The 24,333-nt window shown below is 39.5% G+C and carries 20 protein-coding genes; 18 read left to right on the top strand and 2 right to left on the bottom strand.

Annotated elements, in window-relative coordinates; translation table 11 throughout:
- Position 1 precedes the first annotated feature (1 nt).
- Genes ilvB through BM102_RS09830 form a run of 4 tightly spaced genes read left to right on the top strand, consistent with a single transcriptional unit; the run spans position 2 to position 5,172 of the window.
- Positions 2–1,672 (top strand): biosynthetic-type acetolactate synthase large subunit, encoded by a 1,671-nt coding sequence (ilvB, locus tag BM102_RS09815; RefSeq protein ID WP_090481527.1) that lies wholly within the window; start codon positions 2–4, stop codon positions 1,670–1,672.
- A 4-nt stretch (positions 1,673–1,676) separates the two neighbouring features.
- Positions 1,677–2,759: a 3-phosphoserine/phosphohydroxythreonine transaminase gene (gene serC, locus BM102_RS09820; protein ID WP_044933680.1), complete on the top strand. Its 1,083-nt coding sequence runs from the start codon at positions 1,677–1,679 to the stop codon at positions 2,757–2,759.
- A gap of 14 nt (positions 2,760–2,773) precedes the next feature.
- Positions 2,774–3,937 (top strand): phosphoglycerate dehydrogenase, encoded by a 1,164-nt coding sequence (locus BM102_RS09825; RefSeq protein ID WP_090481530.1) that lies wholly within the window; start codon positions 2,774–2,776, stop codon positions 3,935–3,937.
- Complete coding sequence (locus BM102_RS09830) at positions 3,937–5,172, top strand: DUF1015 domain-containing protein (RefSeq protein WP_090481533.1); 1,236 nt, start codon at positions 3,937–3,939, stop codon at positions 5,170–5,172. Before BM102_RS09825 ends, BM102_RS09830 begins: the two co-directional genes overlap by 1 nt.
- Positions 5,173–5,207: 35 nt before the next feature.
- On the opposite strand, the gene BM102_RS09835 is transcribed toward BM102_RS09830, so the two are convergent.
- Together BM102_RS09835 and BM102_RS09840 are read right to left on the bottom strand one after the other, a co-directional pair.
- Positions 5,208–5,612, bottom strand: a complete 405-nt coding sequence (locus tag BM102_RS09835; protein WP_090481536.1) for an HI0074 family nucleotidyltransferase substrate-binding subunit — start codon at positions 5,610–5,612, stop codon at positions 5,208–5,210.
- Complete coding sequence (locus BM102_RS09840; RefSeq protein WP_242942929.1) at positions 5,593–5,883, bottom strand: nucleotidyltransferase family protein; 291 nt, start codon at positions 5,881–5,883, stop codon at positions 5,593–5,595. The genes BM102_RS09835 and BM102_RS09840 overlap by 20 nt, the downstream gene beginning before the upstream one ends.
- 327 nt (positions 5,884–6,210) lie before the next feature.
- Here BM102_RS09840 and BM102_RS09845 point away from each other — a divergent pair, with 327 nt between their 5' ends.
- From BM102_RS09845 to BM102_RS09910, 14 genes are all read left to right on the top strand, one after another.
- On the top strand, positions 6,211–9,993 hold the full coding sequence (locus BM102_RS09845; RefSeq protein WP_090481539.1) for a DUF7604 domain-containing protein: 3,783 nt from the start codon (positions 6,211–6,213) through the stop codon (positions 9,991–9,993).
- A gap of 37 nt (positions 9,994–10,030) precedes the next feature.
- Complete coding sequence (locus BM102_RS09850; RefSeq protein WP_090481542.1) at positions 10,031–11,068, top strand: DUF5979 domain-containing protein; 1,038 nt, start codon at positions 10,031–10,033, stop codon at positions 11,066–11,068.
- 23 nt (positions 11,069–11,091) lie between these two features.
- Positions 11,092–11,610, top strand: coding sequence for a hypothetical protein (locus BM102_RS09855; RefSeq protein WP_090481545.1), 519 nt, complete (start codon positions 11,092–11,094; stop codon positions 11,608–11,610).
- Positions 11,611–11,621: 11 nt separating this feature from the next.
- A complete protein-coding gene (locus BM102_RS09860) occupies positions 11,622–12,365 on the top strand; it encodes a hypothetical protein (RefSeq protein WP_090481549.1) in 744 nt (247 codons plus the stop codon).
- Between the two features lie 14 nt (positions 12,366–12,379).
- Complete coding sequence (locus BM102_RS09865; protein ID WP_090481551.1) at positions 12,380–13,222, top strand: hypothetical protein; 843 nt, start codon at positions 12,380–12,382, stop codon at positions 13,220–13,222.
- 1 nt (position 13,223) lies between these two features.
- Positions 13,224–14,261 carry a MucBP domain-containing protein gene (locus BM102_RS09870; protein ID WP_090481554.1) on the top strand — a complete coding sequence of 346 codons (1,038 nt, stop codon included), beginning with the start codon at positions 13,224–13,226 and terminating at the stop codon, positions 14,259–14,261.
- A gap of 101 nt (positions 14,262–14,362) precedes the next feature.
- The gene (locus BM102_RS09875) at positions 14,363–15,232 is read left to right on the top strand and encodes a mechanosensitive ion channel family protein (RefSeq protein WP_177175595.1); all 870 of its coding nucleotides are present in this window, start codon (positions 14,363–14,365) and stop codon (positions 15,230–15,232) included.
- Between the two features lie 12 nt (positions 15,233–15,244).
- Positions 15,245–18,154, top strand: coding sequence for an insulinase family protein (locus tag BM102_RS09880; RefSeq protein WP_330388622.1), 2,910 nt, complete (start codon positions 15,245–15,247; stop codon positions 18,152–18,154).
- Between the two features lie 16 nt (positions 18,155–18,170).
- Positions 18,171–19,085 (top strand): GTPase Era, encoded by a 915-nt coding sequence (era, locus tag BM102_RS09885; protein WP_090394557.1) that lies wholly within the window; start codon positions 18,171–18,173, stop codon positions 19,083–19,085.
- Positions 19,086–19,811: a DNA repair protein RecO gene (recO, locus tag BM102_RS09890; RefSeq protein ID WP_090481559.1), complete on the top strand. Its 726-nt coding sequence runs from the start codon at positions 19,086–19,088 to the stop codon at positions 19,809–19,811.
- The gene (locus BM102_RS09895) at positions 19,808–20,587 is read left to right on the top strand and encodes a hypothetical protein (RefSeq protein ID WP_090481562.1); all 780 of its coding nucleotides are present in this window, start codon (positions 19,808–19,810) and stop codon (positions 20,585–20,587) included. The genes recO and BM102_RS09895 overlap by 4 nt, the downstream gene beginning before the upstream one ends.
- A gap of 20 nt (positions 20,588–20,607) precedes the next feature.
- A complete protein-coding gene (locus tag BM102_RS09900) occupies positions 20,608–22,005 on the top strand; it encodes a glycine--tRNA ligase (protein ID WP_090481566.1) in 1,398 nt (465 codons plus the stop codon).
- Between the two features lie 17 nt (positions 22,006–22,022).
- Positions 22,023–22,661, top strand: coding sequence for a coiled-coil domain-containing protein (locus BM102_RS09905; protein WP_044933697.1), 639 nt, complete (start codon positions 22,023–22,025; stop codon positions 22,659–22,661).
- Positions 22,662–22,682: 21 nt separating this feature from the next.
- Positions 22,683–24,326, top strand: coding sequence for a putative manganese-dependent inorganic diphosphatase (locus BM102_RS09910; protein ID WP_090481569.1), 1,644 nt, complete (start codon positions 22,683–22,685; stop codon positions 24,324–24,326).
- The last annotated feature ends 7 nt before the right edge of the window (positions 24,327–24,333 follow it).

A 24,333-nucleotide genomic window follows, 5' to 3' on the forward strand; every position in this document is an offset into this window, starting at 1 on the left:
GATGTTATTAAATGGTTCAGAAATAATTATAGAATGTTTGAAGGAACAGGGAGTTGATACAGTTTTCGGTTATCCAGGCGGTGCCATCCTAAACCTTTATGATGAGCTTTATAAGCATAGTGATGAGATTCATCATGTGCTTACAAGCCACGAGCAGGGAGCAGCTCACGCAGCAGATGGCTATGCACGTTCAACTGGCAAGGTTGGTGTGTGCTTCGCAACTAGCGGTCCTGGCGCAACAAATCTTGTGACAGGTATTGCAACAGCTCATATGGATTCGGTTCCTATTGTTGCCATCACATGTAATGTAAATGTATCTTTGCTTGGTAAGGATTCTTTCCAGGAGATTGATATCACTGGTATTACAATGCCTATAACAAAGCACAACTTCATTGTTAAGGATATCAAGGATTTGGCAGAGACAATCCGCAGAGCATTTACTATTGCCAAGAGCGGTCGTCCAGGCCCAGTTCTCATCGATGTGCCAAAGGATGTTACAGCTCCTACTAACAAATACGAATACATGCCAATGAAGCCAATCCCAGTTGGCCGAGTTAAAAAGAGCATTACTGAGGATGCTATCAAAGAGGCAGTTAAGCTTATCAAGAAGTCTAAAAAGCCAGTTGTCTTTGTTGGTGGTGGTGCAGTTATTGCAAATGCTTCAAAGGAATTAAAGAAGTTTGTAGAGCTTGTTGATGCACCAGTTTGCGACACTCTTATGGGTAAGGGTGCATTCGATGGCAGAGATGAAAGATACACAGGAATGCTTGGTATGCATGGCTGCAAGGCTTCAAACCTTAGCGTTTCAGAGTGCGATTTGCTTATCGCTGTTGGTACCAGATTCTCTGATAGAGTTCTTGGAAATCCAGACAAATTTGCTAGCAATGCAAAGATTCTACAGTTTGATGTAGATCCTGCTGAAATTAATAAAAATATTCTTACTGATCATGCTATTGTTGGAGATGTAAAGGAAATTTTATCTAGATTAAATAAAGTTCTTGAGCAGGCTGATCATGCTACTTGGATGAAGCATGTTAAGGAACTATCTGAAAAGTATCCTCTGGTGGTTCCAGCAGAAGGCTTGTCAGGTCAGTATATCGTTGCTGAAACTTACAGACAGACAAAGGGCGATGCAATTATCGCAACAGAGGTTGGTCAGCATCAGATGTGGGCTGCTCAGTACTACAAGTTCAAGAAGCCTCATCAGTTGTTGACATCAGGTGGCCTTGGAACAATGGGATATGGCCTTGGCGCTGCAATTGGTGCGAAGACAGGTAATCCTGATAAAAAGGTTATCAATATCGCCGGCGATGGTTGCTTCCGCATGAACATGAACGAAGTTGCAACAGCTGTAAGAGAAAAGCTTCCAATCATCGAAATTGTTATTAATAATCACGTGCTTGGAATGGTAAGACAGTGGCAGACAATTTTCTATGAGAAGCGTTATTCAGCAACAGTCCTTGATGACGTAGTAGATTACGTTAAGTTAGCTGAGGCTATGGGTGCAACAGGCTACAGAGTTACAACTCAGGAAGAATTCCAAAGTGCCTTGAAGGAGGCCCTTGTCTCCGAGAAGCCTGTGCTTATTGACTGTATCATCGATTCAGATGACAAGGTATGGCCAATGGTAGCACCAGGAGCACCTATTAACGAGTTTTTCAAGGAGGATTAGTGTAATGAGTAGAGTTTATAATTTTAGTGCTGGACCAGCTGTTTTACCAGAGGAGGTTTTGAGAGAAGCCGCTGATGAAATGCTTGATTATAAGGGATGTGGAATGTCTGTTATGGAGATGAGTCATCGTTCAAAGGTATTCGATGACATCATCAAAGAGGCAGAAGCTGATATCCGCACTCTTATGAATATCCCAGATAACTATAAGGTTCTTTTCCTTCAGGGCGGTGCAAGCCAGCAGTTTGCAGCAATCCCTATGAACCTTATGAAGAACAAGAAGGCTGGATATATCATCACAGGTCAGTGGGCTAAGAAAGCTTATCAGGAAGCTAAGATTTACGGTGAAGCAGTAGAGCTCGCAAGCTCAGCAGATGAGACATTTAGCTACATTCCAGATTGCTCGGATTTACCAATCACAGATGATATGGATTACGTATACATCTGCGAAAATAATACAATCTATGGCACAAAATTTAAGACTCTTCCAAATACAAAGGGGAAGGATTTGGTAGCAGACGTAAGTTCTTGCTTCCTTTCAGAGCCAGTAGATGTTAGCAAGTACGCTATTATCTACGGCGGTGTTCAGAAAAACGTTGGACCTGCAGGTATGGTAATTGTTATCATCCGCGAGGACTTAATCCGTGACGACGTTCTTCCTGGCACACCAACAATGCTTAAGTACAAAACACAGGCAGATAATGACAGCCTTTACAATACACCACCTTGCTATGACATTTACATCTGTGGAAAGGTGTTTAAGTGGCTCCTCAAGAATGGTGGTCTTTCAGCAATGAAGGAGCTTAACGAAAAGAAGGCTAAGATTTTATATGATTACCTTGACTCTTCAAAGCTTTTCAAGGGAACTGTTAGAAAGGAAGACCGTTCACTTATGAATGTGCCTTTTGTTACAGGTAATGAGGAGCTTGATGCTAAGTTTGTAAAAGAGGCAACAGCAGCAGGATTTGTAAACCTTAAGGGACACAGAACTGTTGGCGGTATGAGAGCTTCTATTTACAACGCTATGCCAATCGAGGGTGTTGAGAAGCTTGTAGAGTTTATGAAGAAGTTCGAAGAAGAAAATGCATAAGGAGGGAATGACTAATGTTTACTTATAATTGCTTAAATCCTATTTCTGACAAGGGCTTAGTTAATTTCTCCACAGACTATAAAAAGGTAGAGAATATCAGCGAGGCTGACGCAGCTTTAGTTCGTTCAGCAGCAATGCATGATTTGGAGCTTGGGGATAAGCTTAAGTGCATCGCTAGAGCAGGAGCTGGCGTAAACAACATTCCTCTTGATAAATGTGCAGAGGAAGGAATCGTAGTATTCAACACACCAGGTGCAAATGCTAATGGTGTAAAGGAGCTTGTTTTCGCAGGAATGCTTTTAGCTTCACGTGATATCGTAGGTGGTATCGATTGGGTTCTTGAAAACAAGGACGACGAGAACATCGGCAAGACTGCAGAGAAGGCAAAGAAGGCTTTTGCCGGAACTGAAATTGCAGGAAAGAAGCTTGGTGTTATCGGACTTGGTGCTATCGGTGTAAAGGTAGCCAACGATGCTAATCGTCTTGGTATGGAAGTATTAGGATACGACCCATACATCTCTGTAAATGCAGCATGGAACCTTTCAAGAAACGTAAAGCACGTAACAAATGTAGAGGATATCTATAAGGAATGTGATTTCATTACAGTTCACGTACCTCTTCTTGATTCAACAAAGGGCATGATTAACAAAGAAGCAGTACAGATGATGAAGAAGGGAGTTGTTATTCTCAACTTCGCTAGAGATCTTCTTGTTGATGAGACTGCAGTGCTTAATGGTATTGAATCAGGTAAGGTTCGTCACTATGTAACAGATTTTGCAAATCCTACTGTTGCTGGAAAGAAGGGTGTTATTTGCACTCCTCACCTTGGGGCTTCAACAGAGGAGGCAGAGGACAACTGTGCTGTTATGGCAGTTAAAGAAGTAATGGACTATATGGAGAATGGTAACATTACTCACTCTGTAAACTATCCAGATTGCGATATGGGGATTTGTACAGCAGAAAGCCGTGTAGCAATCCTTCATAAGAATAAGGCTGGTCTTATCGCTTCATTTACAACAATCCTTAGTAAGGACAATGTCAATGTAGAGGATATGACAAACAAGAGTCGTGGGGATTTCGCATACACATTGCTTGATATTGGAAGCAAGCTTACAGATCAGGTTATTTCAGAAATAGAGAAGGTTGATGGTGTTATAAAAGTTAGGGTGGTAAAATAATGGCGCTTATTGTACCGTTTAAGGCAATCAGACCAAGTAAAGAAGAGGCTGCTACAATAGCAGCCCTTCCTTATGATGTATACAATAGACAAGAGGCATATCAAAAAGTAAAGGAGCAGCCTGGTTCATTTCTGGCAATCGACAGACCGGAAACTCAGTTTGAGCCAGACGTGGACATGTATTCCGACAAGGTTTATAAAAAGGCTGCTGAAATGCTTGATGAGTGGATATCTAAAGGGAGATTCATTCAGGATGATATGCCTTTTTATTATGTCTACGAGCTTACAATGGATGGACGTTCTCAGACAGGAATTGTTGCCTGTGCATCCATAGATGACTACGCTAATGGCGTTATCAAAAAGCACGAGAATACCAGAGCGGAGAAGGAGCAGGATAGAATCCGTCATGTGGATACATGCAGTGCCCAGACCGGACCGATTTTCCTTGCATACAGGGCAGACGCTACAATCGCCAGCATTGTTGCAAAGGCAAAAAGTCGCAAGCCAGTATATGATTTCGTGGCAGAGGATGGCATATCACATCGCTGCTGGGTAATTGATGATATGATGACATGCGCGCTTATAGCTACTACATTCGATAAGATGGATTCTATCTACATTGCAGATGGACACCATAGAGCGGCATCTGCTGTAAAGGTGGGATTCAAACGTCGTGAGGAGAATCCGGATTATACAGGAAAGGAAGATTTCAATTTCTTCCTGTCAGTTCTATTCCCAGACGATGAGCTGAAAATCTATGATTACAATAGAGTAGTTAAGGATTTGAATGGCATGGCTCCAGAAGAGTTCCTTGAGGAACTGGATAATATAGTGGATTTACTATCTACTTCAGAAAAAGCAATCAGGCCAGAGAAAAAAGGCCAGTGGAGCATGTACTTGGATGGCGTCTGGTATTTGTACCAGGTTAGAGAAGAGCTTTTATCTGACGACCCGGTAGAGGGTCTTGATGTGTCATTGCTTCAGAATTTAGTGCTAGAACCATTACTTGGAATTGATGATCCTAAGACTAGCGATAGAATTGATTTCGTAGGAGGCATTAGAGGTTTAGGTGAATTGGAGCGCAGATGTGCTACAGATTGCAGGGTGGCATTTGCCATGTACCCAACTAGTATCTCAGAGCTTTTTGATGTGGCAGACGCAGGACTTCTTATGCCACCAAAATCCACTTGGTTTGAGCCAAAGCTAAGAAGTGGATTGTTTATACATAGAATATAAAAGCAAACGGGACAGCTTAAGCTGTCCCGCCTTTATTATGCTTTATAATATTTTTCAATTCCACGAACCATAGTTTCGAATAAAATATAGTAATCCCCAATAATGCTGTCATAATATCTAAGTGCTACCTGACCATCATAATCATGGGCTAAGGTATTACGTACTTTCAACATATCCATCCATTTATCGTCGTCAATTAATCCGACAGAAAAAGCTGCCTTTAAACATTCTCTAGGAGAACCGGAAGCAAAATCGGTCATTCCAAATTCTTGAGTAACAAGTTCTTTTAAAACTTTCCATGATAAATCAAAAGTTAGGTTGAAATTCTGTACAGTAGCAGGCAGTACAAAAGGAGCATCTATGTCGGCCCCTCTAGAGAGTTGTAGATTAGCTAAGCTTTTGCATAGACTTTGGTATCTATTAAAATATTTGCTTTCCATATTTGTCCATATCCTCCCGGAGTAAATCACTACAAACTTCATCGTAGTTAAAAATGTCTATTCTGCGTAGGGTAGGGATTTCATCAATTTCTTCAATGAATGAATTGAAGTCTTCGCATCCACGTATAATAAAGTCAATATCGCTTCGTTCAGAAGCATTTCCATATGCAAATGAGCCAAATAAATCCAATCGCTTTACCTTATACTTTCGAGCGATAGCTGTGACTCTATCAATTATTTCTGATATTGGCATAGTTTTGTGTTGAATCATTACAAATCCCTCCACAAATATTATAGCATAAAATAGAATTTAGATAAGCGTAAGCTGTCCCGTATTTTTTTCTCAGTAAACGTTTCAGTGTTCGTTTTCTACCATCATATTTACGAAAGTCTATAAAGTTATTTCGTGACTTTGTTCACAAAATTCTCACAAGTTGTATAGTAAATTAATTACGTTCTTGCCAATATTCAGATAATTCTTGCCAGTTCACAGACTTGTCACACAATATATGCTAACTTGAGCTTACAAAAAGTTATGCAATGTAACGTTTTGTAGGAGACATTGTTGATTGGCAAATATTAAGTGAGGAAGAAGCGTATGAAAAGAAATCTACCTATTTTACTTAATAAGATCATGTCATTAGGTCTTATAGTACCACTGTATTTGGCAATGTCAATAAGTGCATTTGCTGATATAACAGATGCGCCTTCAGAGGATACTCCTACTCCTACAGAGGAAGTTGCTTCTGTTCCTGAGGCAAGTGCACCGACAGAACCAAGTACATCTTCAACTGAGGAACCAGTTACAGAGGTTACAACACCTACAGATGGTGTAACACCTGATAATCCAGGTGAAGCTGATCCAACTGGCGACCAAACTCCTAATAACGATCTATTAGGAGATGGTTTAAATCAGGATGGTGATGGTCAGGATGATGGCAATCCAGATGACGGCAATCCAGATGACGGCAATCCAGATGATGGCGACCTCGATGGTGAATTGGATGATGAGTCTGACGACGAGTTAGACGACGAATTGGATGACGAGCTTGATGAAGAACTTGAAGAAGAGCTAGAGGAAGAAGAGGAAGAAGAGGAAGAAGAATGTGACCACGAACTCATCTACACATCCAATGAAGATGGAAGCCACACAGTAACATGTGCTCTTTGTGATATGGAAGAGTATATAGAGACATGTGAATACGACGATGACGGTATTTGCGTTAAGTGTGGTTACAAGCGTCTTCCTGATCCAGTACTCGTTTATGAAGATGAATATGTAATAGTAACAGTTTCAGGTGCAATTCCTGAAAATGCTGATTTAAAGGTTAAGCCTATTACAGAAGAAAATGAAGAAACTAGAGACCTATATAATCACACAGCTGACAAGATGGAAGAGCTGTTAGCTGATTCAGAAAATGAAGTATATGGATTCCTGGCATACGATATTTGTTTTACAGACATTGAAACAGGCGAAGAAGTTGAGCCATCTGATAATGTAACTATTTCAATGGAATACAAGAGCGAGCAGCGTCCAGTTGAAATGGAAGATGTAGACAACGCCAACGAGTTAAAAGTTGATTTAGTACACATTAATGATAAGACAGACCAGGTTGAAAATCTTACAGAAGCAGGTAGTGCTACTGTTTCAACTGCATCTGATACTTCAGTAAAGAGTGCAAGCTTCACAAACGATAGCTTCTCAGTATATACATTACTTTGGAATGGAAATACAAATAGACAGATAGAATTAACCTTCAATAATAAATTTGTTGAGGTAGTAGAAGATGAAGAAATTCCAGAGTATGAGGAAGAGCGAGATACAATCAATGTCAACGAAGGTACTCCTGAAATTGTTATTGCAGATAAGATTGATGATATTCCAGGCTACAAATTTAAGAGAGCTGAATTTGTTGTAAATGGAATGCATAAAGATGTTGATGGTCTTAAATTCAGAAAAAATAATAATTCATATTATCTGGATTTATGTAAGGATGGGGCAGTTGTTTTTTCAGTTGCATTAAGTTCACATGCTAAGGCAAAGCTGGACATCTACTACGAGAAAAACATCAATCTTACAGTACAGAAAATTGCAACAGGTGCTGCAAAAGAAGATACTACTACAACTTATGAATTTGTAATCAAGAATTCAGAAGGTGTTCCAGTAGGCGCAACAAAATATTATGTAGGTGAAGAATTAAGAACTACAGACGCTGCATCTGGAATGTTTACATTACTTTCTGGACAAAAGGCTGAATTCCTAGGCCTTGCCGAAGGTAATTATTACATTACTGAAACAGGCACATCCGATGGAAGTGCTTATAAACTAAAGGATTTCACAACAAAGATTTTAGAGGTAAAGAAGAATCAGGCAGATACATTATTAGTTCAATATGAAGCTGCATCACAGGATACAAGAGTAGTAGAAACATCTGTTGATGATGAGTCTACAAAAAATATTAAGTTTAAGAACTGCTATACAACAGTTAGTGGACCAATAGAAACTGTATCAGCATCAGTTGCAAAGTATATTAGATACCATGCAGAAGATGACAATTACGATCTTACAATCAAGTTTAAGGGTCCAGAACAAAAAATAGTTACTACTATTGATACATCAGAAGAACTTGAACAGCAAGAAAATATCAAAGTAGACATTATTCTTGTGGTGGATAAATCAAATTCAATGGGATATGCAACAACAGATCCTGTATTAAATACAAGAATCAAATGTGTAGTAGCAGCAGTTGATTCCATGGTTGAGACCATGAAGGATAAAGATGATGTTGATGCTAAGTGGAAGGTTATAGATTTTGGTAAATCTGCAAAGCTAATGACAAATGGCTGGGTGGACACAGGAGATGTTGTAGTGACAGAAAATCTTGGACCAGCAGAAGACATTGGTGGTGGTACAAACTATTGTGCTGGACTAAAAAAGGCCAATGATCAGGTGGCTGGAGCAAGATCAGATGCAAAGACTATTATTATCTTCCTTACAGATGGATGTCCTACATATTACCAGATAGGAAATTCAGTTTATGGAAACGGATCTAATCTTACAACAACCATAGAAAGTGAAACATATAAAGCAGCTGAAAATGTAACATGTGATTATTTCTACGCAATAGGAATGGGACTTGGCTACAACTCATATAGTGATACATCAGGTGGTATAGATGCATTTACACTTTTACAGAATATGAGCGCCAAAGTAAAAGCTAAGGAAACAGCGCAAGCATACAATATTTCACCTGAAAAGGTTGGCGCTATCTTTGATAGCTTGGCTGGAACAATCAGCGGCATTGCAACAGGTGGAATTGAAACTAGTACAGAGATGCTTTACTCATCAAATGTAGTTATGACAGATACACTTAGCGAATATGTAGACATTGTTCCAGATAGTACATTCAAGATTAACGTAACCTTAGACTTACAGGATGTTCAAGATGAGAGTGTAGCGAGTGTGCCAGGTGTTATCAAAAACGGAATTCAGGATTCACCTGCCACATACACATTACCTGATGGAACAGTTCTAACAGCAAATTACATCGTTAAAAATAATGCTGATGGAACAGTTGTAAGAACAATTAGCATGGTATTCCCACAGGGTTATCTGTTAGATGATGGATATGAGTATCAGGTTAAGTTCTACATACAACCAAGTGATTTGGCATACGATTACTACTACGAGCACATTGAGGATGAAAATCCATATCCACACAGAGGAGATGATGAAACAGACCACGGAAACAATGATCCTATTACATCATCATTATTACCAGGCTTCTATTCAAATGGTGTAGCTAATACAACTTATGTAATAAACAACAAGCCAGGTAAGCTTGATTTCCGTAAGCCTGTAGTTCAGGTACATTTCACAAATGTTTGGGAAATCTACAAGGTAAATCAGAGCGGTGATTACTTAGATGGTGCAGAATTCGTACTCGAAGAACAGGCAGAAGAAGGAACAGTGGCTACATCTTATACAGGAACTAGCCAACAGGTTGAACAATTATCAGGTTTGGTTGTTTGGAATGACACTGTAGCAACTGGAAAGATTTACAAGTTGAAAGAGATGCAGGCTCCTACAGGATATGTTACTAGCGATGACAAATGGATAATCACAATCTCTGATGAGAATGTTCCTACAGTAAGAATTGTAACATCTGATGGCAATCCAGAAGGAACAGAGTACTTGGTTGAACCGGTAAGAGACGGAAAGGTTATTACCTACAGATTCCAGTTCACAAACAAAAAAGCATCAGCTTTACCATACACAGGTGGAAGCGGAGTATACAAAACTACAGTAACCGGAATTGCAATGATGATTTTATCAGCATTCATGTTCTACTTGAACAGAAGAAAAAAAGCAGGTTTTTAACATGGTAAAGTCATAGTGACTTGGAAGGGAGTCGCCAATGAAGAAGGCAGTATTTAAATCAAAAGGATTAATAGGAATAATTCTTGGGGCTTTATTAATCATAGGCTGTCTACAGATAACTGGGTTAAAAGCTGCTGGAAGGATTAATCCTAATACTCCGATTACTATTACAGCTAAAATAGCTGAAAATGATCAATCGATATTTGCACAGGAATTTGACGGTAAGCTTCAAATCAGACTATATAAGATAGCTGATATTGGAGAGACAGGCAAAGCCACTATAGAAGCTGGGTTTGAAGATATAGATTTAAGTATTTTAGATCAAAACCCATCGCCAGAGGACATCATAGATAATATAGTGGCTGTTGCCGAACCTATTGCAAAAGACATGGAAGACTACACCACTATTGAGATAAAAAGAGGAGATGGTGAATCTGAAAAAACAGTTACCATGCCAGAAGGAGCTGGAATCTATTTATACGTACCACAGCCAGCAGCAGATAGAAGGTATACATACACATTTACAAGCTATATCCTCTATGCACCAACCAGTACATACATTATGACAGGACAGGGAAGTGACCAGTGGCAGTACGATGTAGAATTTACAATCAAATCAGAGGCTGAGCAAGCATATGGTGATCTTGCTATAACAAAGACTCTGGATACATTTAATAAGTCACTGGGAAAAGCATCATTTGTTTATAAAGTTACAGCAACGCTGGATAACGAGGTAGTTTTAAACAATGTGTATTCAATTGACTTTGACAAAGCTGGAAGCAAGACAAGAACAATAAAGGACTTACCTGCATCAGCAGTTGTCACAGTAGAAGAGATATACACAGGTGCTAGCTATGAAGCAGTAGGGAATGAGATAGTTTCAGGATTAGTGATAAAACCGGGAGATACAGTAACAGCTAATTTTGAAAATGACTACAACGGAAATCTAATCTCCGGTGGAATTAGCGCAGAAAATCAGTTCACCGTAGATGAGAATGGCAACATTATATGGACTGACAAGGATGGCAATCCAAAGGAACAGTTACATATGGAACCAGCTGAAACTTTTAGGTAGATGTGAGATGGAGGTAGCTAATTATGAAAGTAAATCGATTAATATTAGTGGCTGCAGCCATTGCCTTAATTGGTGGTCTTGCAGTGAAACCGGCCATAGCATATTTTACAGACACCGCTACTGTTAGCAAAACAATTCCAATTTCCATTGGAGATGTAGAGCTTCAAGAGATGGATGATGATGTGAATCACATGATTAAAACAATAGCGATTTCGAATACAGGTGATTACGACATATTTGTTAGAGCTAAGGCTTTATATCCAGACACCTGTACGATTACAAAGCAAACATCTACTAATTGGTCGGATTTAGATGGTGGGTATTATTACTACAGCGAAATCCTCAAACCTGGTGAAAAGACAGAAGATCTTAACCTGAAAATTGATTTTGACGGTAGTACAAGCGATTTCAATGTAATCATCATTCAGGAAGCAACAAAAGTGCTTTACGACGAGGAAGGAAATGCATACGCTGATTGGACAAATGCAATTTCCAACGAAGATCAAGTGCAACCTGTTGAAGTGATTGAGCAGATGCGATAGGAGGGATGAGTATGAAAAAATTATATAAGAACCCTCTGATAATATTAGCACTTGGCTTGATAATCATTATTTCAGCATCTGCTGGGGCAGCAAGAGCAGCAATTGTTTATCAGTCAGCAGCTGAGAGAGTAAACTTCTCAACAGCAACAATTTCAGTTGAGGTTCAGGAGAAAACAGACGAAGGATACGTTGCAGTAGAAAATGAATTGGATTTCAGTGAAGTGGCAAAAGATGAGAAATTCAAAGTAGGAAAAATATACAACGAGAGTGTAAGAATTGTTAATAACTCTAATCAGGAAACTGGCTACAGTGAATATGTAAGAGTTGTAGTTAGAAAGAATTGGTACAAGGATGGTAAAAGCACAAATCTTGATCCTGATTTGATTGAGTTAGGAATCGCTGATGGATGGTATTTAAATCCTGATGAAACTACAACAGAGCAGGCAGTTTATTACATGACAACACCTCTTGGTTGTGGAAATGCAGCAGAGTTTTTAGTATCAGTACAGGTAAAAAATAAGCTTACATCCTTCGTAGAAACAAAGCCATATGTAGAGAATGGCGTAGAAATTAAAGGAACCATAGTAAACGAATATCTTTACGATGAACAAGCCTTCCAAATCGAAATTCAGGCAGACGCAGTTCAGACTCACAACAGTGAAGATGCAATATATGCAGCCTGGGGAATCAAGGCAACATGTGATGGACAAGACGACGGAAACATACTAACAATAGGTGGTAAGCCTGTTAATTAAGAAAGGAGCAAGAGATGAAAAAGAAAATTTTTAATACAGTCCTTGCTCTAGTAGTTACAGTGGCAGGGCTGATGACAACAAGTTTTGAATCAAATGCAGCTACACAAACAACAGGATGGAATGTTGAATATGATGGACAGGGCTTTAGCTCAGACTACAATGTGGATAAATCCACCATTACCAGTGTAATGCCTGGGGACACAGTAGTATTTCAGGTTAATTACAAAAACAACTCTAGCGCAACTACAGATTTCTACTTAAGTACAGATGTAATTGCATCGTTGGAAGAAAAAAATGCAGATGGAAGCTCAGCAAATATCAGTGGCGGTGCCTATTCTTACAAGATTAGTTACAACTTAAATGGCAACACAAACGTCTTATATGATAGTGAAACCGTAGGTGGCGATAACACTACAGTAGTTGGCTTGAAACAGGTTCAGGGCGGATTGAAAAATGGCGAAAACGCATTTATGAGCGTAGGTTCATTAGCTAGTCAGGCCAGTGGAACAGTTGTTATAGAAATCAAGCTTGATGGAAATTCGCAGGATAACGATTACATGCAAAAGCTTGCACAGCTGGATGTAAGGTTTGGAGCTGAGAAGCAAACATCACCGGAGAATGTAGTAGTAAATACATCTGAAACAAAGCGAGTAGTGTACACCATACCAGGAGGAAGCCAGGTAGTAGTATTAGAGGAGCCAGCAGTTCCACTTGCTAATACTAATACACTTGGAAGCCCTCAAACAGGAGATTCCATTATTCCTATTATTGTATGTAGCATGATGTTACTTATAGGATTATTACTTGTAATTAGTTACTTTTGGATCTCAAAAAATAATAGAGAGAAGGTAGCGTGATATGAAGAAATTAAAAAGATTATTCGGATTTAGTTTAATAATGACCATGTTATGTTCTCTTGTTTCGCCTATTTGGGTGAGAGCTGAAGAGTACACATATCAAATAAGTATAATTCGTGGTGGTACAGAGGAAATAGGCGCAGCTTTTGTTTCAGATATGTCAGATTCGTTGACAATTGTAAGTGCAAGTGATGAGGTTTCTGTTTCGTCAAATAAGGATTCGGTTATAATCAAGGGTCTTAAATACAATGACCAGATTTCCTTCAATCCTAAATCAGCAGTGGAAATACCTGATGATTCAAACGATAAGTACTATGTAAAGGGAACGAGAATCAGTGGATCAAACGATGTTGTTTCTGAATCTACTTTCTCAGTTACAAAAGACAATTCCTATGTTGTAGCTTATGGAGTTGGCGCGGTAGTTCCATATACAGTTAAGTATTTGGACGGCGCAGGAAATGCACTTGCTCAGCAGAATACCTTCTACGGAGCCATTGGTGATGAAGTATATGTTCCATATAAATATATCGATGGATATATTCCAAACGCTTTAAATCTTCATACTACAAGCCTAAAGGAAAATGACGAATTTGTATTTACATATACTAAGGCATCATCTGGTGGCCAGACAATCTATAATACAACCACTTCCACATCATATGGTGTGGTTGAAGGAGAAGGCCAAATGACTTATCAATTTGTTCCAGCAGCAGTTAGAGAAGTGGCAGGTAATGGCACAGCAGGCGGCACGGCAAATGGAAATGGCCAGGGACAGGCAGGCGGTGCAGCAGGCGGAAACCAGAATAATGAAGCAGCCAATGGAAATAATGAAGTTGCAATCGAAGATACTCAAACACCTACAGCTGCAGATGTCATAGACATTGATGATGAAGATGTTGCTAAAGCTGGTGAAACAAAAGAAATGTTTGATGTTCTGGAGAGAACAGCGCTGGTTATTGCAATGCTTGGATTGTTGTTGGTGCTTTTAACAATTGGAGTAGCAATAAAAGAAAAGCATGATATTACTAAATATAACTAATTAATAGTTATATTACTTTGAGGCGGCAGGAGTTCCTGCCGCTTTTTTCATGTCAGTAAATATGATACAATATAACAGATTGTAAATACATGGAGGGTGTTATGGACACAGTAGAGACAGTTACAGCGGATGAACTAGTGGAAGACATACAGTCTGGTGTGCTTCAGCAGCAGCTTGAAGCCATGATACCAAAGTTTTGGAGCTTCTTTTGGAGTGCAGTTCTTGCGCTTATAGTTTTTTTCATTGGAACCCGTATTATTAAAGGTATAATCAAGCTTTTTCATAAAGCTATGAACCTTAAGGAAGTTGATCCAGGTGTGGAGACATTTCTTGAGTCTGTTCTTAAATGGATTCTATACATAATTCTACTGACAATTATTCTCGGCTTATTTGGTGTTACAACTACATCAATATCTGCAGCTGTAGCAGGCCTTGGGGTTACAATAGGTCTTGCTTTACAGGGAGCGTTGTCAAATTTTGCAGGTGGCATACTTATCCTTGTTATGCATCCATTTAGAGTTGGGGATTACATTATTGAGCATGCTTCAGGGCAGGAAGGTACAGTTGATAAAATCAACATCATCTACACTACTCTAAAGATGCTGGATGGCCGTTTGGTTCAGATTCCAAATGGAACACTTTCAGCTACATCACTTACAAACTGCACAGCTCAAAGCTATCGTTTGTTTAACGAAACGGTGGGTATCAGCTATGGCTCTGATATTGCAAAGGCAAAAGAAATCCTTCAGGACATTGCGGAAAAGGCAGAGCATAGGCTTGAGATTTCTCCTATTCAGGTTTTTGTAGCAGAGCTTGGAGAAAGTGCTGTACAGATTGGTTTGAGATTCCCAGTGGATATAGACAATTACTGGACTACAAAATGGAACACATTAGAAGAAATTAAAAATAGATTTGATAAATCAGGAATCGAAATTTGCTACAATCAGCTAGATGTACATATCACACAATAGAAAGGCATTAATTTGAACAAGGCATACGAATTACTTAAAGAAGAAAAGCTAGAGGGATTAGATTCATTAGGCTTCATATTTGAACATAAGAAAACAAAAGCTAGAATTTGTTTTATTTCAAACGATGATACAAACAAAGTATTTTACATAGGCTTTAGAACTCCACCAAAGGATTCTACAGGTGTAGCCCACATCGTTGAACACACAGTACTTTGTGGTTCAGACAAATATCCTGTAAAGGACCCATTTGTTGAGCTTGTAAAGGGAAGCCTTAATACATTCCTTAATGCAATGACATATCCAGATAAGACAGTTTATCCTATAGCCAGCACAAATAATACTGACTATATGAATCTTATCGATGTATATATGGATGCGGTTTTCCACCCAAATATCTACAAATACCGTGAGATATTTGAACAGGAGGGCTGGCATTATGAAATGGAAAATGAGGACAGCGACTTGACAATCAACGGCGTTGTATACAACGAGATGAAGGGAGCTTATTCATCACCTGATGATGTGCTTTCACGTCAGATTCTCAATTCTCTTTTCCCAGATACAACTTACGCTATTGAATCAGGCGGTGACCCAAAGGTTATTCCTAGTCTTACATACGAGGATTTCCTTGCCTTCCACAGCAAGTATTATCATCCAAGCAATTCATACATCTATGTTTATGGTGATGTGGATATCGATGATCTGCTTGAGTATTTGGATACAAAGTATCTTCGCCACTACGATTACCTGGAGGTAGATTCAGAGATTAACATGCAGCCTGCCTTTGATAAGCCAGTTGAGGTCACTGTAGATTATCCAATCGGGGCAGACCAGGATACAAAGAACAATGCTTATCTTTCATATAATGTTTGCATAGGAGATGTTCTTGATCCAAACATGTATCGAGCCTTCGATATATTAAATTATGCTCTTGTTTCTGCACCGGGTGCTCCTTTATATAAAGCACTTATTGATGCGAATATTGCAGAGGATGTTGAGTGCTCATTTGAATCATCTCAGCGTCAGATGTATTTTTCAGTAGTAGCACGTGGAGCAAACGAAGAGGACAGAGACCGCTTTGTAGATATTATCGAGACTACACTTCAAGAGGAAATCAAAAAGGGTATTGATAAAAAGACTCTTTTTGCTGCAATAAATGGCGAACAGTTTAGAGCTAGAGAGCTTGACTTTGGTAGTGCACCAAAGGGACTTATCATTGGACTTCAGCTTCTTGATAGCTGGTTATACGATAAGAATCAGCCATTCCTTCATCTACATGCTGTCGAAGTATTAGATAAAATTAAAACCAGAGTTAATAACGGACTTTTTGATTATATTGCCGATGTTTATTTGCTTTCAAATAATCATAAATCTGTCGTTACTCTTAGACCAAAGCAGGGACTTACAGCAGCAGATGACAATGAATTAAAGGAAAAGCTTGCTGCTAAAAAGGCTAGTCTTTCAAAGGAAGAAATTAAGCAGATTGTTGAACATACAGCTCATCTGAAGGAATACCAGGAGACTCCTAGTTCAAAGGAGGATTTGGCAAAGATACCTATGCTTTCCAGATTCGATCTCACAAGAGAAGCACGTCCTATTGATTTGGCGGTATATGATGAGGACGGAACAACAATTCTTCATCACAAGGTTAGTACAAATGGAATCCATTATTTCAATATGGTTTTTGATATCAGCGATATTACATTATCAGATATTCCATATGTATCATTGTTGGAACGATTCATCGGATTGATGGATACAAAGCATTATACATACGCCGATTACACTAATGAAATGTATCTTCATACAGGTGGCATCACCACCACTACAGCAGTTCATGAAGTGTTTGGCGAGCATGATAAATATCGCATCACCTTTGAGGTTCGTTCGAAATTCATTTATGAAGAAGCGGATGTGGCCAAAGATCTTGCAATGGAAATGATATGCAATACCTTATTCTCGGATGAAAAGAGATTAAAGGAGCTTATCGTAGCAGAGAAATCCCACATGGAATCAATCCTCAATTCAAGAGGCAATCAGGTGGCTGCTACAAGAGCAAGATGCGGTTTCTCAAAGAAGGCCAATATTTCAGATTTAGCAAATGGAGTTCGATTCTACAGATTCCTGGTAGACCTTGAAGAGAACTTCGATGATAGAAAAGATGAAATTATATCTAAACTTAACAGAATGTGCAAAACAATATTTGCAAAGGATAGATTGATAATATCATCTACTGGTAAGACAGAGGTACTGAATCAGGCAAGAAGGCTTGTCAACGATATAAGACCATTACTTTCTCAGGAAAAGCTTTCTTTCGAGGGAGATAATGAGTTTGAGGTTCATCCAGTAAAGGAGGCCCTTAAGGATGCTTCTCAGATTCAGTATGTAGCGATGGCTGGCGATTTTGTTAAATCAGGATATAAATATAATGGAAGCTATAAGCTTCTCAATACAATCCTTGGTTATGACTATTTCTGGATTAAGGTTCGTGTTCAGGGTGGTGCATATGGTTGCAATATGAATTCAAGTCGCCAGGGAGATATGGTGTTTGTTTCATATCGTGATCCAAACCTAGCTGAGACTCTTAAGGTATTCGAAGAGACAGGTGATTATCTTAGAAACTTCGATGCTGACGATAGAGATATGACAAAGTACATTATAGGTACTATAAGTGGTATGGATACACCACTCACACCTTCGCAGCGTGGCCTTCGTGGATTGAATTGCTACATATCAGGCATCAGCTACGAGGATTTGCAACGCACCAGAGACGAAGTCTTAGACGCAACAGTGGAGGACATCAGAGCCTTGGCTGAGCCAGTAGACGCTGCTATGTCACAACGCTACATCTGTGTTGTAGGCAACGAATCCGTGGTGGAAGCGAATGCGAAGCTATTTACGGCAATAGAGAATTTATATTAGTTAAGAGGAATTTAGAATGAGTGATAATTTTAAATCTGGTTTCGTTACTATAGTGGGGCGCCCAAATGTTGGTAAGAGCACTTTGATGAATCATATCATAGGGCAGAAGATTGCTATTACAAGTAACAAGCCACAGACAACAAGAAACAGAATCCAAACTGTTTATACAGATGAGGAAGTTGGTCAAATTGTATTCTTGGATACACCAGGTATGCACGAAGCTAAGAATAAGCTTGGCGAATACATGATGTCTGCAGCTAAAAGCACAATTAACGATGTTGATTTAATTCTCTGGCTTGTAGAGCCTGATACAAAGGTCGGAGCAGGAGACAAGAAAATTGCTGAGCTTTTATCCACAGTAGACGCTCCAGTAATGCTAGTTATCAACAAGATTGACATGGCTGATGGTGTAAAAGTAGGAGAGACAATTTCAGCCTTCAAGGATTTATGTGATTTTGTTGAGGTTGTTCCAGTTTCTGCTTTACATGGAGAAGGCTGCGAAGATCTTCTTTCTACTATATTTAAATATTTACCAGAAGGACCTGCCTTCTATGACCCTGAGACTGTTACAAATCAGACTCTCAGAGAAATTACAGCAGAGATTATCCGTGAAAAATCTCTTCATGCTTTAAATGACGAAGTTCCACACGGAATAGGAATTCTTATTGATTCCATGAAGGAACGCCCTGGTAAGCGTCCAATGTGGGATATCGAAGCAACAATTGTCTGCGAGAAAAACTCACACAAGGGAATCATTATTGGTAAGGGCGGTGCCATGATCAAAAAAATCGGTACAAATGCTCGTTACGAAATCGAAAAGCTTCTTGAAGCAAAGGTTAATCTTAAGCTGTTTGTTAAGGTTAAAAAGGATTGGAGAGAAAGCGAGTACGATTTAAAGACTTTCGGTTACAAGAAAGAGGATTTAGGATAAATGGGACTGGTTACCCTGACAGGATTAGTGCTTTCTAGCTCTGATGTTGGTGAATTTGATAAGCGCCTTGTTATCCTTACAAAGGAGGCAGGACGAATCACAGCTTTTGCCAAAGGTGCAAGAAGGCCAAACAATCCACTTGTTGCTGCATGTTCACCATTTTGTTTTGGAGTTTTTGATGCTTTCGAAGGCCGAAATTCCTACCATATCAGTAAAGCCAATATCTCCAATTACTTCAGGGATTTGGTCTTGGATTATGATAAGGTGTGCCTGGGCTCGTATTTTTTGGAGGTAGCTGATTTTCTCTCAGTGGAGGGAATGGATGAACGAAATAGGTTGGCTCTTTTGTATCAGAGCTTGAAAGCCTTAGAATCTGACAAATTTAGCCATCGCCTTCTGAAAAACATCTACGATTTAAAAACCTGGGTAATAGATGGTGAATATCCTAATGTATTTAATTGTACATGTTGTGGAAAAAAGGAAAATTTAACGGCCTTTTCGTTGAAAAGACATGGAATGCTCTGCAAAGAGTGTGCAAATTTAGAAGCAGGTTCAAATATTTCCAGCTCAACACTGTATACAATGCAATTTATAGTTTCCTCAACCATTGAAAAGTTGTATACTTTTGTGTTGAATGAGGAAACTGAAGAAGAATTAACTAGAATTTTAGACGGCTATAGATTAAACTATAGGTCGCATAAATATAAGAGCGAGGAATTTCTATGACTAATAACAGACCCCGCCAGGGTTCTGGCATGCGGAGTCGTAATAGTGCAAAAAGTCCTACAAGACAAGGAGTTGCTGCTAGGGAGCTTCAGGAAGCTCGTAGGAAAAGAAGACAGCGCGAGGTAATGCGCAATCGCATTATTCTAGGTGTTGTTTGCATTTGTATTTTTGCACTTCTCATTACACTTATTGTAAAATTATTAGGTGGGCTGATTGGTTCAGGTAACACAGCCGACACTTCTACCATTACTTTCCAGAAAAATGGACAGGTCGTTTTTGAAGAAGTGATTGATTTTGATTCAGATACATATTCAAAATCGGAGCTTAAAAGCTACACAAATGATTTAATAAGTAGCTTCAACGAAACCTATGGCGAGGAAGCAATCAAGCTTAACAAGCTTTCTGTTAAAGGGGACGAAGCCTACATTAAAACTACATATAAGGATGCTGATTGCTACACAGCTTTCACTTCTTATGAAACTTTTGATGCTTCTTACGAAGATGCAGTTTCTGCAGGTTACGATTTTGGTGAGCTTTTCTCAACTGTAGCTGATAATGTAGTAGGGGAAGCACAGGTGGTGGACACTGACAGCTTATTCGCTGGCATGCAGGTGGCCATTATCAAAGAAAACGTTACTGTTGTTGTGCCTGGCACAATTACATATATATCAAATGCCAATGTTGATTTGGTAGAAGCTGACACAGTTACAATTTCCCAAGCTGATGGGAATGAGGATGCTTCAGATTTAGTATATGTTATATATACTTTGGAATAATATTAGAAGGGAATATAATCATGGAAAAAACAATGGACAAAATTATTGCTCTTGCTAAAGCAAGAGGCTTTGTATATGCAGGTTCCGAGATTTACGGTGGTCTTGCTAATACATGGGATTACGGTAATCTTGGCGTTGAGCTCAAGAATAACGTAAAAAAAGCTTGGTGGCAGAAATTCGTTCAGGAAAATCCATACAACGTAGGTGTTGATTGTGCGATTCTTATGAACCCACAGACATGGATTGCTTCTGGTCACCTTGGTTCATTCTCAGATCCACTTATGGATTGTAAGGAATGTCACGAAAGATTTAGAGCTGATAAAATCATTGAGGATTTTGCTGCTGAAAAGGGTATCGAGCTTAAGTCATCTGTTGATGGTTGGAGCAAAGAGGAGATGAAGGAATTCATCGACAGCAACAACGTTCCATGTCCTACATGTGGCAAGCACAACTTCACAGACATTCGTGAGTTCAACCTTATGTTCAAGACATTCCAGGGTGTTACTGAGGATGCTAAGAACACAGTTTACCTTCGTCCTGAGACAGCACAGGGTATTTTCGTAAACTTCAAGAATGTTCAGCGTACATCTCGTAAGAAGGTTCCATTTGGTATTGGCCAGATTGGTAAGTCATTCCGTAACGAGATTACACCTGGTAACTTCACATTCCGTACTCGTGAGTTCGAACAGATGGAGCTTGAGTTCTTCTGCAAGCCTGGTACACAGGATGAGTGGTTCCAGTACTGGAGAAGCTTCTGCCGTGATTGGCTTACAAGCCTCGGCATGAAGGAAGACGAAATGAGACTTCGTGACCACGATCCAGAGGAGCTTTCATTCTACTCAACAGGTACAACAGATATCGAGTACTTATTCCCATTTGGTTGGGGGGAGCTTTGGGGTATCGCTAGCCGTACAGACTACGACCTTACACAGCATCAGAACGTATCTGGTCAGGATCTTACATACTTCGATGATGAGACAAATGAAAAGTACTTACCATACGTAATCGAGCCATCTCTTGGTGCTGATCGTGTTGTTCTTGCATTCCTTTGCGCAGCATACGATGAGGAAGAGGTTGGTAAGGATGGAAAGAGTGATGTTCGTACAGTTCTTCACTTCCACCCAGCTCTTGCACCAGTAAAGATTGGTGTGCTTCCACTTTCAAAGAAGCTCAACGAAGGCGCTGAAAAAGTATTTGCAGAGCTTTCAAAGAAATATAACTGCGAATTTGACGACAGAGGAACAATCGGTAAGAGATATCGTCGTATGGACGAAATCGGAACACCATTCTGTATCACATATGACTTTGATTCAGAAGAAGACCATATGGTTACAATTCGTCATCGTGATTCTATGGAGCAGGAAAGAATTGCGATTGCAGATTTGGATGCATATTTTGCAGACAAATTTACATTTTAACATAGGAGGAGAGTGCTATGGAAAACATTAATGTAGAGGGAGCAGCTGAAAAGCCTGTTGCACAGCCAGTTGTTGACAACGGAGAAGACTTACTTTTAGAACAGATTGACGCATTCCGTGAGAAGGCAACACAGTTACAGCAACTCATTGCTCAGAAAGAGCGTAAGGCTGCAGAGTTAGAAGCTTTAGTTAGAGAGAAAGAAGCAATTAATGTTAAGCTACAGGAAGAGCTTTCAAGAAAGCAGCAGGAGGCAGATAGCCTTGTTGCTGATGTAGAAACTCAGGTAGACCGTATGATGCAGGTTGTTAAAAACAACATGGATCAATTAGAGATTGACATTAAGGGCCAAGTGAGTGATAATCAAGAGTCCTACGAGACCCACAATAGAAATCTTCAGGATACACTTAAAAATGTATCAGATGGTTTGGATAATATTCAAAACGAGCTTTCCGAGAAAACGCACTCAGAATCAGTTCATTTATATCGTTTGATTCAGGATTTATTAAAGGAACATGACAATAGCGAGGAGCAGGCTATTAAAGCCATCGAGCATTACAGCTCATTAAAGAAGCTTTCAGTTGTAGTTATTGTTCTACTTGTATTAACAATGGGGGTATCTATTGCATCACTTATTCTCTCGATAGGATTATTTTAAGATAGAATAGATGGAGGGATTATGCCGAATTCAGTTTTTATTATCGGACACAAGAACCCTGATACCGACAGTATTTGTGCCGCTATAGGATATGCATACCTTAAAAATGCACTTGGCACAGGAGTAAAGTATATACCAAAGAAAGCGGGCGAGCTCAATAAAGAGACTCGTTACGTATTGGACCGTTTTGGCGTTCAGGAGCCAGAAACAATATCAGACGTTGGAGCCCAGCTCATGGATATTGAGTACAGACAGCTCGAGGGCGTTGATGGTCATATTTCTCTTAAGAAGGCATGGGAAATCATGCTTGAGAGAGACGTTGTTACACTTCCAGTTATTGCAAAGACAGGCAAGCTTGAAGGTGTAATCGTAAACGGAGATATTGCGTACTCATACATGGATGTATACGACAACAGCATCCTTTCAAGAGCACGTACACAGTTCTCAAATATCATTAGTACACTTAGTGGACGTCTTGTTACAGGAAATCCACATGCATATTTTGTAAAAGGTTCTGTAGTTATTGCATCAAACAACAGAGAGGATCTTAAAGAAGATATCAACAGAGACGACCTTGTTATTGTTGGTAATATCACAGCTCGTCAGCTAATCTGTATCGAAGCTGGATGTAGCTGCTTAGTAGTTTGTGGCGCTTCATCAGTAGATCCTGAGGTTGAAAAGGCAGCTATAGATCATCAGGTAGTGCTTATCACTACGGAGTACGACACATTTACAGTTGCTCGTCTTATTCATCAGTCAATGCCTATCCGTCAGTTCATGCAGAAGGAAGACATTATCAGCTTTGAGTTAGACGATTATGTAGATGATGTTAGAGAAGTTATGAAAACAGTTCGTCATCGAGATTTCCCAATCCTCGATGAAAACAGACATTACATTGGAATGGTTTCACGTCGTCTTCTTTTAAATATGCAAAAGAAGAAGGTTATTTTAGTAGACCACAATGAAAAGTCTCAGGCAGTAGATGGTATTGATCAGGCAGAAGTACTTGAAATCATCGACCACCACAGACTTGGTTCACTTGAAACTGTTTCACCAATTCTTTTCAGAAATCAGCCACTTGGCTCTACAGCCACAATTGTATCGCTGATGTTCAAGGAAAGAGGAGTACAAATTCCAAAGGAAATTGCTGGTGTGCTTTGCTCAGCAATCCTTTCAGATACTTTGATGTTTAGGTCACCAACATGTACACCAATAGACGAAGAGAGAGCAAGAGAGCTTGCTAAGATTGCTGGTGTTGATGTTACAGAGCTTGCAACTTCTATGTTTGAAGCAGGCAGCGATTTCAAAGACCGTACAGCTGAGCAGATCTTCCATCAGGATTACAAGATCTTCACTAGCGGAGACACAAAGTTTGGAGTTGCCCAGGTAAGTTCAGTATCAAAGGGGCAGCTTAATTCAATTAAGGGTGAAATCAGAAAGTACATGGATTCTGTGCTTAATTCATCAGATTTGAATGCAGTATTTGTAATGCTTACAGACATCCTTAATGAATCAACAGAGCTTCTATTCGTTGGCGGGGAGGCTGACAAAATAATTGCCGATGCATTTAGAATGCCTGTTGCTGCAGATAGCTACATTTTAGATGGTGTAGTTTCTAGAAAGAAACAGCTTATACCACCTATCATGGAATCTCTACAGGAATAAGCAAAAT

It is taken from the genome of Pseudobutyrivibrio sp. JW11, from assembly GCF_900115355.1.
Classification (GTDB): domain Bacteria; phylum Bacillota; class Clostridia; order Lachnospirales; family Lachnospiraceae; genus Pseudobutyrivibrio; species Pseudobutyrivibrio ruminis.